Genomic DNA, 11843 nt, shown 5'->3' with positions numbered 1-11843 from the left:
CCGGACAGGACGCTTAATAATGGGTATGTCTCAGTGGGGCTTACTCTACAAAAGGGACTCTGTTTGACGGGTGACAGGAAAATGACAAAGCTGTCATTTTGCGATTAAGCCATTGCTATCCGATCCGTCTGCCCTACAATCAAAAACTCGCAAATAAGGTGCAGGGAGAAGGGCGTCATGAAGCTGCTGATCGTCGAAGATGAGAAAAAAACGGGTGAGTATTTAACCAAAGGATTGACCGAGGCCGGGTTCGTCGTCGATCTGACGGATAACGGGCTTAATGGTTACCACCTGGCGATGACCGCCGACTATGACCTGCTGATCCTCGATATCATGCTGCCGGATGTGAACGGCTGGGACATTGTCAGAATGTTGCGTGCAGCCAACAAAGGCATGCCCATCCTGCTGCTGACTGCGCTGGGCACCATTGAGCACCGGGTTAAGGGGCTTGAGCTGGGCGCGGATGACTATCTGGTGAAACCCTTCGCCTTTGCTGAACTGCTGGCGCGGGTAAAAACGCTGTTACGCCGTGGCGCTGCCGTCATTGTCGAAAGCCAGTTTCAGGTAGCCGATTTAACCCTTGACCTGGTCAGCCGAAAAGTCACCCGCAGCGGCACCCGCATTACGCTGACCAGCAAAGAGTTTACCCTGCTGGAGTTCTTTATTCGTCACCAGGGCGAAGTCCTGCCCCGTTCGCTGATTGCCTCGCAGGTGTGGGACATGAATTTTGACAGTGACACCAACGCCATTGATGTGGCGGTGAAAAGGCTGCGGGCAAAAATTGATAACGACTTTGAGCCGCGGTTAATTCAGACGGTGCGCGGCGTAGGCTATATGCTTGAGGTTCCGGATGATCTTTAAGCGCTCCTCCCGGCCATTTTCTCTGGCCACGCGCCTGACATTTTTTATTAGCCTTGCCACTATCGCCTCTTTTTTTGTCTTTACCTGGATAATGATCCACTCCGTAAAGGCCCATTTTGAAGAGCGTGATATTCACGATATGAAGCAGATTGGCGCCACGCTGGAGACGGTACTGAGCCATCAGGAAGAGCCGGAAAAACAGCGGCTGGAAATCCTGCAAAATGTGGTCGCAGGCTACGCCAGCGTCTCGGTCATGCTGCTGGATACCGATGACCGACCCGTTTTCCAGTCTGCGATCGGACCCGATCTGAGCGCTATTCTCCGCGATCCCGCCCTTGCCAGTGAGTTACGCGCCGGGAATGTCCTCTCATGGCACGATCCTTCTCCTCATCAGGGAATGCATAATAACGAGCCGTTGGACAACAGCACCTGGCGTTTAATGATGCTGCCCATCGGTAAAAAAGCCGATGGCACCCAGGCCTATAATTTACTGATGGCATTATCGATCAATTTTCATCTTCATTATATTAACGACCTCAAAAATAAGCTGATGATAATGGCCTCGATAATCAGCATTATCGTGATCTTTATTGTGCTGTTTGCCGTCTATCAGGGGCATAAACCTATCCGCAGCTTAAGTCAGCAGATCAAGAATATTAGCTCCGCAGATCTGGGTGTCCGATTAAATAACGAAGATGTCCCTATTGAGCTGGAACGGCTGGTGATCTCCTTTAACCATATGATTGAGCGCATTGAGGATGTCTTTAACCGGCAGGCCAATTTTTCTGCCGATCTTGCCCACGAGATGCGCACCCCGATCACTAACCTGGTGACGCAAACCGAAATCGCCCTCAGCCAGCCGCGGAGTGCCAGAGAGCTGGAGGAGGTGATGTACTCCAGTCTGGAGGAGTTCTCGCGGATGTCGAAAATGGTCAGCGATATGCTGTTCCTTGCTCAGGCAGACAACAACCAGCTGATCCCCGAGAAAGAGACGCTGGATCTGGCGGCGGAGGTCACCACGGTATTCGACTTCTTTGAGGCCCTGGCCGAGGAGCGCGGGGTGGCGCTCAGGCTGGAAGGGCACACCAGTCTGGTGGAGGGTGACCCGCTGATGCTGCGCAGGGCTTTGAGCAATTTACTCTCCAATGCCATCCGCTACACGCCGCGCGGAGGCACCATTACCGTCCATCTGCGCGCCGGGGAGGGGGAAGTCCATATTATTGTGGAGAACCCCGGCACCCCCATTGCGCCAGTACATTTACCCCGGCTGTTCGATCGTTTTTATCGGGTCGATCCCTCCCGGCAGCGCAAGGATGAAAGCAGCAGCGGAATCGGTCTGGCTATCGTTAAGTCCATTATTACCGCCCATTACGGCCGGGTATCCGTTGAGTCAGATATAAAATCCACGCGATTTATTCTGACCCTGCCCGCGAAGCACCGCCAGCAGATCCCGGTGCAATAAACATTCTCAGCCGGTGTGATTCTTCCTGTACTGTAAGGGCGTCTCGCCGATGCCCTTTTTAAACGCGCTGATAAAATAGGTCACGTCCGAAAACCCCACCCGCGCGGCAATCTCCCGCACGCTGGCATCCGAGTGCAGCAGGCACTCGCAGGCTTTGCGTAACCTTAACGTATTCAGATAATCGTGAATTTTCTCGCCCGTTTCGGCATGAAATTTCCGTGATACGTAGCTGCGGGATTTCCCCAGCTCCTCTGCCAGGGCATCAAGGCTGAATTTCTGCCGATAGTGCTCATCCAGCCAGAACATCACCTGGCTGGCGATACCCTGGCTGTTCCCGGGCTGGCCTTCGTCATCGTGCGGCAGCATGGCGAACAGGCCGATCAGCAGGCTGGCGACGCGCTCGCTGTTCAGCGGCGGCGGGTAGCAGCTGAACAGATGATCGATATGGCTGTGGCAGTGCGCCACGTCCGCCACCCAAGCCTCTCCCCCGCGCCGGGACAGCTTCTTTAGCCGCTGCTGGGTCTGGGGAAAATCGCGCAGGGCTTTCATCACCGCATGCTGGTCGAGATGAATAATGGTCCGGCGATAGCTCGCCTCAGCCTGGGGATCGACCATCACCTTATGCAGGGTGAACGGCGGGAAGAAAAACAGCCTGCCGGGGCGCATGGTGTAGTGGCGATTATCGACAATCGCCACGCCAAAGCCCTCTTCGACATAGAGAATTTCCAGACACTGGTGCCAGTGGTGATAGCGCACGGTGTTGGCGAACAGGCGACTGAACGACACGATGGTATCGTTCAGGGCAATCAGCTCAAGGTGTTCCGCCGTCGGTGTCTCGCGCATAGTGCAATAAAACTCAACTTTTTCCTTTTCCTGCCCCTTTATAAACCACCTTTTTAAATTTCCTCAACTGCGGGTTTATTCATCTCTCACTCCTGTGACCCGGCTAACATTTCTGCACCTTGCTGATTAACTATGCTTTGCCGCAGTTGATTACGAGGACGAGCCTATGTGCGCGGTAAACAAAGAAAAATCAAATCCGTTGTCATCCCGCCAGGATCTGGTGGCGTCGCTGAACAGGCTGCTGACTGCTGTGGACAAGCAGTTCCCGGCGGGCAGCTCCCGTTTTTCGCTGGGCGATACCTGTGCCCACTACGCTACGGATGTTGCCGAGATGGAGGGGCTGTCCCGGGTACTGTGGGGGCTGTTTCCGCTGATGGCCGCAGGGGACAGCACGCCGTTCAGCGACAAGTACATCACCGCGATTAAAGAGGGCACCGACCCACAAAGCGCAGGCTACTGGGGCGAAACCGCGCCTTACGATCAGCGGCTGGTGGAGATGGCGGCCTATGGCCTGGGGCTGGCGCTGCTGCAGGGGAAGCTCACGGATCGCTTCAGCGAGCGCGAGGTGATGAACCTGCACGCCTGGCTGAATCAGATCACCGACGCGACCATGCCGGACAGCAACTGGAACTACTTCGCCATTATGGTTCAGCTTGGCTTTAAGCGCGCGGGGCTGCCGTACGACCAGCAGGCCATCGATCGCCGTTTCGCCATGATGGACGCTTACTATCTGGGGGATGGCTGGTACTCCGACGGCCCGGGTCGGCCAAAAGACTACTACATCTCCATGGCGTTTCACTTTTACGGCCTGATCTACGCCACCCTGAGCGGGGATGACGCCCGGGCAGAGGTGCTGCGCCAGCGCTCAGCGCTGTTTGCGGAAGATTTTATCTATATGTCGGCCGCCGACGGCGCATCGGTGCCCTTTGGCCGCAGCCTGACCTACCGCTTCGCGATGGTCGCCTTCTGGAGCGCGGTGGCCTTCTCCGGGCTGGAGGTCTTCACGCCGGGCATCGTGAAAGGGATCGTTCTGCGTCATCTGCGCTGGTGGCAGCAGCAGCCGATTACCGATCGCGACGGCATCCTGACGCTCGGCTTTGCCTACCCGAATCTGGCGATGTGCGAGGACTATAACGCGCCGGGCTCGCCCTACTGGGCGCTGAAAACCTACCTGATCCTGGCCCTGCCGGAGAGCCATCCTTTCTGGCAGGCGCAAGAGCAGCCCTTGCCTGTGCTGGCCGAAAAACGGGTCATCCCCCATGCCGGGCAGATCCTGATGCAGGCGGATCACGTCACGATGCTCACCGCCGGGCAGCTGGAGCTGAACAACTACGTCAACACCGAGGCGAAATACACCAAATTTGCCTACTCCAGCCGCTTTGGTTTCACCATCGAGCGCGGACGCTTCGGGCTGAAGCATGCCGCCTGCGACTCCATGCTGCTGCTGGCGGATGGCGATAACTACTTCCGCGGTCGCCGCGAATGCGAGGAGGTTCGCGTCGACGAGAACTTCATCTTTTCGCGCTGGTCGCCGTGGCATGACGTCCACATCGAGAGCTGGCTGGTGCCGTTCGGCGAGTGGCATCTGCGCCTGCACCGCATCAACAGCGCGCGCACCCTACAGACGGTGGAGGGCGGGTTTGCGGTCATGAAAACCGACCCCCGGCTTATCGGACGCGGCAGTTTCCTGAATGCGAAGAACGGTAGCAGCGCGATTGTCGATCTCTCGCCGGCCATCACCCGTCAGCCCGACAGCGTGGTGACGCCGCCGAACAGCAGCATCATGTTTGCGGAGTGTGCCGCCATTCCGGTGCTCACCACCACGCTTTTACCTGGAGAGAGCTGGCTGTGCAGCGCGGTGCTCGCCACCGGGGAAGAGATTCAGGAAGCAAACACTCCGCAACTGGAAATAAAAGATAACCGGGCCGTGATTTGCGCGTCCGGAAGCGAACGTAAGCTGTCGTTCATTTTATAAGCGCCTTACCCTGAATATCGGCGAGGATGGTATGAGTAACAAAACTGAATATTACAAAATCAGCAGTTTTATTTTTCTCTATTTCTTTACCTGGTCGGCCAGTATTGGCCTTCTGGCAATCTGGCTCGGGCAAAAAGCGAATCTGAGCGGTTCGGTCATCGGCACCGTATTTGCGGTGAACGGCGTCTTCTCCGTTATTCTCAAACCGATCTACGGTTATATTCTGGATAAGATCGGCATGAGCAAATACCTGCTCTATTTCGTGGTGGCGATGTCCGCCCTGATGGCGCCGTTCTTTATTTACGTTTATCAGCCGCTGTTAATGTCCAACACCATGCTTGGGATTATTATCGGCGCGCTCTATTTAAGTTTCGCCTGGTATGCGGGCGTGGCGGCATGTGAATCCTATTCCGACCGTTTCAGCCGTCTCAACGGTATGGAGTTTGGTCAGATCCGCATGTGGGGATCGCTCGGCTGGGCGGTGGCATCTTCGTTCTCCGGCCTGCTGTTTAACCTCTCTCCGGCGTACAACTTCATTATGGGCAGCGTGGCGTCGGTGATCATGCTGATTGTCCTCCTGAGCCTGAAGGTGAACACTAACTCGGCGCACGCCGGTGAGGTGCTGACCAAAGAGAAAATCGCCCCGGCGGATGTCTATGCCTTACTGCGCAGCCGCAAGTTCTGGGCCTTCTGCCTCTACGTGGCGGGCGTGGCGTGGATGATGTTTATCGCCGAGCAGCAGTTCTCCCGCTATTTCGTCACCTTCTTCGATGATGTTCACCAGGGCAACGCGGTGTTTGGCTATCTGGGCACCGTCCAGTCGGGGATGGAGTTCGTCATGTATATGGTGATCCCGCTGTTCGTGAACTTTATTGGCGCCAAACGCGGGTTATTAATCGTTGGCCTGATTGTCGGGGCGCGGCTGATTATTTCCGGGATGTGCGATTCGCACCTGCTTATTTCCGTTCTCAAGCCGCTCTACGGCCTGGAAATCTGTCTCCTGCTGGTGTCGGTCTTTAAATATATCGCCGAGCATTTCGATAAACGCGTCAACGCCACCATGTACCTGCTGGGCTATCAGGCGATGCTCTACGTCGGCAACGTGGTGGTCTCTTCCCCTGCGGGATATATGTATGACCGCATCGGCTTTGAGCAGACCTATATCATCATGGGCGCTACGGCGCTGACCTTTACCCTTATTTCCGCCTTCACGTTATCCGCCTGCCAGAGCAAATGGCGCGGGGCAAAAACGCTGAACGTTGCAGAACACCACTAATTTACGCCGTCAAAGAAGGAACCGAATTATGTTAAGTCGTATCACTGAGGAGCGCCTGGGCGATATTCCTGTGCCCGTGGATGAACATGCCTTTAGCGATGAATTAAGCTCGGCGCGCCGCCACATCCTCGACCTGATTAGCCGTCATTTAACGGAATTCGGCGACAAGTTCCCGGCAGAAACCTGCCGGGAGGGGTTCTATCCCCTGACCGATAACGTCGAGTGGACCACCAGCTTCTGGACCGGGCAGCTGTGGCTGGCGTGGGAGATGAGCGGCGACGAGAAGTTCCGCGCGATGGCCCGCAAGCACACCCGCTCGTTTGGCCTGCGCATTGCCGGGCGCAGCGACACCAACACCCACGATCTCGGCTTCCTGTATACGCTCTCCTGCGTGGCGGACTGGCGACTGACCGGCAACCGCGAGGCGCGAGGCTTCTCGCTGCTGGCGGCGGAAGCCCTGCTGGAGCGCTTCCACGAGAAGGCGAAGATCATCCAGGCGTGGGGCGATCTCTCCGATCCGGAGCAGGCCGGACGGATGATCATCGACTGCAACATGAACCTGCCGCTGCTCTACTGGGCAACCGAGCAGACCGGCGATCCGCGCTTTGCCGAGGCCGCTAAAGCCCACGTGATGCAGGCCGCGACCTGGCTGATTCGTGAAGATGCCTCCACCTTCCACACCTACTATATGGATGTGGTCACCGGCGCGCCGCGCTACGGCAATACCCAGCAGGGCTATGCGGATGACTCCTGCTGGTCGCGCGGCCAGGCGTGGGGGATTTACGGCTTCCTGCTGAGCTATATCTACACCGGCGACGAGACGATGATCGCCCTGTCGAAGCGGCTGGCGAACTACTTCCTTAACCGTCTGCCGGAAGATTACGTCTGTCACTGGGATCTGGCCCTGGTGGGCACCGACGCCCTGCGCGACGCCTCCTCGGCGGCGATTGCGGTCTGCGGTCTGCTGGAGCTGGTGAAGCACCTGCCGGTGACCGACCCCGACCGGGCGCGCTATCTGGCGTGGGCGAAAGGCATTATGTCGTCGCTGACGAAGCACTATCTGATGGGCAAAGAGGAGAAGGGCAACGGCGTGCTGAAGCACTCGGTGTACCACCTCGCCAGCAATAAAGGCGTGGATGAGTGTGCCAGCTGGGGAGATTACTTCTACGTCGAAGCGCTGGTGCGCTTTACCCAGAGCTGGAAACTGTACTGGTAGTCATTTTCCCCTCTCCTGACAGAGGAGAGGGGATAGCTTATCCTCAGGCTTCAGGGATACGCAGCGTCTGGCCCGGATAAATTTTATCGGGGCTGGAGAGCATAGGGCGGTTGGCTTCAAAGATTTTGTTGTACTTCGACGCATCGCCATACACGGTTTTGGAGATGGCGCTCAGGGTGTCGCCCGATTTAACCGTGTAGTAGGTGGCTTCCTGCTGGGTGTCGGTGGCGGTGATGCTGTTTTCCACCTCGCTGACCCCGGCGATGTTCCCCACCGCGACCTGGATTTTCTCTTTCTGCTCCTGGGTCAACCCGTCGCCCGTCACCACGGCCTTGCCGTCGTTGACGTTGACCTGCACCTTCTCGGCGCCCGGGATATTGAGCTTTTTAAGATGCTCCGAGACTTTATCGCTCTGACCTTTGTGATCGGTCAGGTTGTCCCACAGCTTTTCACCTGCTTCTTTAACGAAGTTAAAAATTCCCATTCCTTCCTCCAGATAACAATGAAATCAGGAATAAGCATAGCAGGTGCGCTTTAAGGTGATAAAAAAAGCCCGGTGGCGCTACGCTTACCGGGCCTACGATTTTCTCCCTCTCCCTTTGGGAGAGGGTTGGGGTGAGGGTTAAACCCCGCTCTCCAGAATACGGATATGCGTTTCCAGAACGTCACCTTTCACCGCTTCGCTCCACGCCTTCATGTGCGGAGTCTGCAGATGCGCTTCGAGGTGCGCCACGGTTTCCCACAGCTCAACCATCACGATGGAGTCCGGGGCGGTGGTCTGGAAGCTGACGCCTGCGGCGGTGTCCACCATCGGCGCATAGCCGTGGCAGCCGGCTTCTTCTAAAACGGTTGGGATAATCTTCGCGAACTCATCCAGCACCGCCTGGCGGTGATGTTGTCCAGGACGGGTACGGATTTCAGCAATAACGGTAAGCATGGTCATTTCTCCTGATAACATGCTACCAGTTAAGCAAAAATCTCAGCCAGATGCTTGCGATATTCTGCGATATAGCGTGGCACGTCCGGCATTTTGATCACGTCGTTAGTGATAAAGGTCGGCAGCGCCTCCATTCCCAGGAACTGGTTGGCTTTGTGGAACGGCAGATAAACACCGTCAACGCCCACGCCGTGGAAGAACTGATCTTCTTCGGTGAAGGCTTCCATCGGGGCGTTCCAGGTCAGGGAGAGCATGTATTTTTTGCCCTGGATCAGACCGCCGGAACCGTACTTCTTCGAGGCGTCTGAACGGGTGCGACCGTCGCTGGCGTACAGCGAGCCGTGACCTTCGGTAAAGACATCGTCCATGTACTTTTTCACGGTCCACGGCGCGCCCATCCACCAGCCTGGCATCTGCCAGATAACCACGTCAGCCCAGAGGAAGTTCTGCACTTCGGCCTGGATATCGTATTCGCCGTCGGTGCGCACGACCTTAACATCATGTCCGGCGTCGCGCAGGAAACCGTCCGCGACCTCGGTCAGGGTGTCATTCAGTTGGCCATTGGAGTGGGCGAATTTTTTCGCGCCGTTGATAATCAGAATATTGCTCATTAAGTTGTCCTCAGAGTAGCGAGTCTGAGGGCCATTCTACGCGCGACAGCGGTGCGGTAAAATGAGCAAAATGTGCAAAGTCTTTTGCTAAAAACGCAATAATCCCTACCAGCCGACGGTAACGGCAAACCCGCCGTCCGGTGCATTGCTGAGCGTGACCGTCATCCGGTGCAGGGCGGCAATCCGCTTCACGATGGACAACCCCAGCCCGCTGCCGGTTTGCTCCTGTCCGGGCGGGCGATAGAAACGCTCGCCGATCCGCGCCAGCGCGTCGGGGGCAATGCCCGGACCGTTGTCACGCACGGTAAAACTGCGGCTATCAAGAGTCACATCCACCACGCTGCCGCGCGGGCTGTAGCGCACGGCGTTATCCAGCAGGTTGCGCACCAGCAGGCTCAGCAGCAGCTGCTGGCCGGGACGCGTGACCTGCGGAGCGTTAATATTCAGGCGCATTTCGATCCCGGCCTGCTGCGCCGGATGATAGCTATCCATCACCGCCGACTGAAGCAGATCGGCCATGTTCAGGGATCCCACATCCTCGAGGCTCTCCAGCGAATCCAGGCGCGACAGCGTCAGGAGCTGCTCAACCAGCCGCGTTGCCCGGTCGATACCGGCATGCAGCTGGATCAGGGCTTTCGCCTGCGCCTCAGGATCGTCCAGCGACAGCTGCGCCACCTCGGTCTGCACCTTCAGGGCGGTAAGCGGGCTGCGCAGTTCGTGGGCGGCATCCGAGGTAAAGCGGCGCTCGCGGGCCATCATGGCCTGGGTGCGGGCGAAGAGATGATTCAGCGCGTCGAGCAGCGGGCGAACCTCAACGGGCACGCCGTGCGTCGCCAGCCGGTCGGTGGCATCCGGCGAGCGGGCGCGCAAGGTGTGCGCCAGTTTTTTCAGCGGCCAGAGTTCACGGCTCAGCAGCACGATAAGCAACAGCAGCATCACCGGCAGCGCCACCAGCCACGGCGTGAGCTGCGAGCGCACCACGTCCAGCGCCATCTCCTGACGGTACTCCCGCTCCTGGCCGACCACCACCCGGTACTTGCCGTCCGGTGAGGTGAGCCACAGGAACCGCCATTCGTCGTTATCGTCGTCCAGCCGCCCGTTGTCGAAACCCTCCCGGCGATAGTGATACGGAATGTCGCGCCCGTTCTCGCCGTCGTTCAGCACCATTTTGCCGTCGGGGGTGTAGATGGCGAAGGCCAGGGCGTCGTCATCCAGATGGCCGTGTTTCGCTTTTTTTGGCACCTCGCGCATGCGTGCCGGGGCGCGGATCTCGTCGAGATCCATCGTCAGCAGCCGTTTAGCAAACAGCATCTGCTGGGTATCGAACAGCTTATCGAGCTTATCGGTGGTCTGATGCCAGGCGACGATACTCGCGGCGAACCACGCCGCCAGCGACAGCACCAGGAACAGCAGCGTCAGGCGCAGCTTCAGGCTCAGGCGTTGGGTCAGTTTCATGCATCACCCAGGGTATAACCGATGCCGTGCACGGTGCGGATAAAGTCGCTGCCGAGCTTGCGGCGCAGATGGTGAACGTGGACTTCCACGGCGTTACTGGAGACGTCGTCATCCCAGGTATAGAGCTTCTCTTCAATCAGTTTGCGCGGCAGCACGCGGCCAGCGTTGCGCATTAACAGCTCCAGCAGGGCGAACTCTTTCGGTTTCAGCACCAGGGTGTCGCCATTGAGCGCGGCCACCAGACGGGAGGGATCGAGCGTCACGCTGCCGTGGCGCAGTTCGCTGTGCGCCTGCCCGTGGCTGCGGCGCACCAGCGCTTCGAGGCGGGCGGCCACCTCGATCAGGGCAAAGGGTTTACAGAGATAATCATCGGCCCCGAGACGCAGCCCCTCGACGCGCTGGTCGAGTGCATCCCGCGCGGTTAAAATCAGCACCGGCTCGCTGCGCCCCTTTTCCCGCCACTCGCGCAGGATCTGCAGCCCGTCAAGACCCGGCAGCGTCAGGTCGAGCACCACCGCGTCATAGGGGGCCCTGTAGAGCGCCGCGCGGCCAGTGTCACCGTCGGTGAACCAGTCCAGGCTGAAGCCCATTTTCGTCAGCCCGGCCTTGATGCCATCGCCAATCAGTTTGTCGTCTTCTACCAGTAAAATGCGCATATTTCCCTCCCTGATGCCGCCAGTAAACCCTCTGTAACGCCCGGCTGTACAGTAAAAAAATTTAAATTTTCCGCTTAAGAAGTCGTTAAGGTTTACCCTGTTTAATGGACTGCGAAACGACATTAAAGGGAGAGTTAAGATGAAAAAATTCGCTGCTATTGCTGCCATCATGATGATCACCACCGCGCCGGTTTTTGCGGCGCAGGGCGGGTTTAACGGCCCATCCGCAACGGCAACCCAGACGCAAACTCAGCAGGGCGGTTTTGTCGATAATGACGCCAACCTCACCACGGCGCAGAAGGTCAAGGATATGAAGGACGACAGCTGGGTGAAACTGCGCGGAAACATCACCGAGCGGCTGTCTGATGACCGCTACACCTTCCGCGATGAGAGCGGCACGGTAAACGTGGAGATCGACAATAAGCACTGGAACGGCCAGACCATTACCCCGCAGGATAAGGTTGAACTGCAGGGCAAAGTGGATAAAGAGTGGAACGATTTCGAAATCGACGTGAAACAGGTTATCAAGCTGAATAAATAACCCGTGAAGG

The 11843-nt window shown here is 57.5% G+C and carries 12 protein-coding genes; 6 read left to right on the top strand and 6 right to left on the bottom strand.

The window, feature by feature from the left end:
• Positions 1–177: 177 nt before the first annotated feature.
• Positions 178–861 (top strand): copper response regulator transcription factor CusR, encoded by a 684-nt coding sequence (cusR, locus tag FFB58_RS14075; protein ID WP_039031778.1) that lies wholly within the window; start codon positions 178–180, stop codon positions 859–861.
• The gene (locus tag FFB58_RS14070) at positions 851–2323 is read left to right on the top strand and encodes a Cu(+)/Ag(+) sensor histidine kinase (RefSeq protein ID WP_138370230.1); all 1473 of its coding nucleotides are present in this window, start codon (positions 851–853) and stop codon (positions 2321–2323) included. Before cusR ends, FFB58_RS14070 begins: the two co-directional genes overlap by 11 nt.
• Before the next feature lie 6 nt (positions 2324–2329).
• Here the strand turns inward: FFB58_RS14070 and FFB58_RS14065 are convergent, their stop codons facing one another.
• Entirely contained in the window at positions 2330–3166 is an 837-nt protein-coding gene (locus FFB58_RS14065) for an AraC family transcriptional regulator (protein WP_138370229.1), read from the bottom strand.
• A 166-nt stretch (positions 3167–3332) separates the two neighbouring features.
• Here FFB58_RS14065 and FFB58_RS14060 point away from each other — a divergent pair, with 166 nt between their 5' ends.
• Genes FFB58_RS14060 through FFB58_RS14050 form a run of 3 tightly spaced genes read left to right on the top strand, consistent with a single transcriptional unit; the run spans position 3333 to position 7633 of the window.
• Positions 3333–5141, top strand: a complete 1809-nt coding sequence (locus tag FFB58_RS14060) for a DUF2264 domain-containing protein (RefSeq protein ID WP_138370228.1) — start codon at positions 3333–3335, stop codon at positions 5139–5141.
• A 31-nt stretch (positions 5142–5172) separates the two neighbouring features.
• Positions 5173–6417: an oligosaccharide MFS transporter gene (locus tag FFB58_RS14055; protein ID WP_171029962.1), complete on the top strand. Its 1245-nt coding sequence runs from the start codon at positions 5173–5175 to the stop codon at positions 6415–6417.
• Positions 6418–6445: 28 nt separating this feature from the next.
• Positions 6446–7633, top strand: a complete 1188-nt coding sequence (locus FFB58_RS14050; protein ID WP_039031783.1) for a glycoside hydrolase family 88 protein — start codon at positions 6446–6448, stop codon at positions 7631–7633.
• A gap of 43 nt (positions 7634–7676) precedes the next feature.
• Here FFB58_RS14050 and lysM read toward each other — a convergent pair whose 3' ends face one another.
• The 5 genes from lysM to qseB form a co-directional block, all read right to left on the bottom strand.
• Positions 7677–8117, bottom strand: coding sequence for a peptidoglycan-binding protein LysM (lysM, locus tag FFB58_RS14045; RefSeq protein ID WP_138370227.1), 441 nt, complete (start codon positions 8115–8117; stop codon positions 7677–7679).
• 138 nt (positions 8118–8255) lie between these two features.
• Positions 8256–8570, bottom strand: a complete 315-nt coding sequence (locus tag FFB58_RS14040) for a putative quinol monooxygenase (protein WP_039031847.1) — start codon at positions 8568–8570, stop codon at positions 8256–8258.
• Positions 8571–8599: 29 nt separating this feature from the next.
• A complete protein-coding gene (locus FFB58_RS14035; protein WP_138370226.1) occupies positions 8600–9181 on the bottom strand; it encodes an NAD(P)H-dependent oxidoreductase in 582 nt (193 codons plus the stop codon).
• A 105-nt stretch (positions 9182–9286) separates the two neighbouring features.
• Positions 9287–10636 carry a quorum sensing histidine kinase QseC gene (gene qseC, locus FFB58_RS14030; RefSeq protein WP_138370225.1) on the bottom strand — a complete coding sequence of 450 codons (1350 nt, stop codon included), beginning with the start codon at positions 10634–10636 and terminating at the stop codon, positions 9287–9289.
• Entirely contained in the window at positions 10633–11292 is a 660-nt protein-coding gene (qseB, locus tag FFB58_RS14025) for a quorum sensing response regulator transcription factor QseB (protein WP_138370224.1), read from the bottom strand. Before qseB ends, qseC begins: the two co-directional genes overlap by 4 nt.
• 139 nt (positions 11293–11431) lie before the next feature.
• Between qseB and FFB58_RS14020 the strand changes: the two genes are divergently transcribed.
• Complete coding sequence (locus FFB58_RS14020; RefSeq protein WP_138370223.1) at positions 11432–11833, top strand: NirD/YgiW/YdeI family stress tolerance protein; 402 nt, start codon at positions 11432–11434, stop codon at positions 11831–11833.
• Positions 11834–11843 lie beyond the last annotated feature (10 nt).

This window comes from Enterobacter sp. MF024, from assembly GCF_005843915.1.
Lineage (GTDB): Bacteria > Pseudomonadota > Gammaproteobacteria > Enterobacterales > Enterobacteriaceae > Enterobacter > Enterobacter barmai.
The sequence above is the reverse complement of the archived record's forward strand: the minus strand, read 5'-3'. Positions and strand labels throughout refer to the sequence as shown.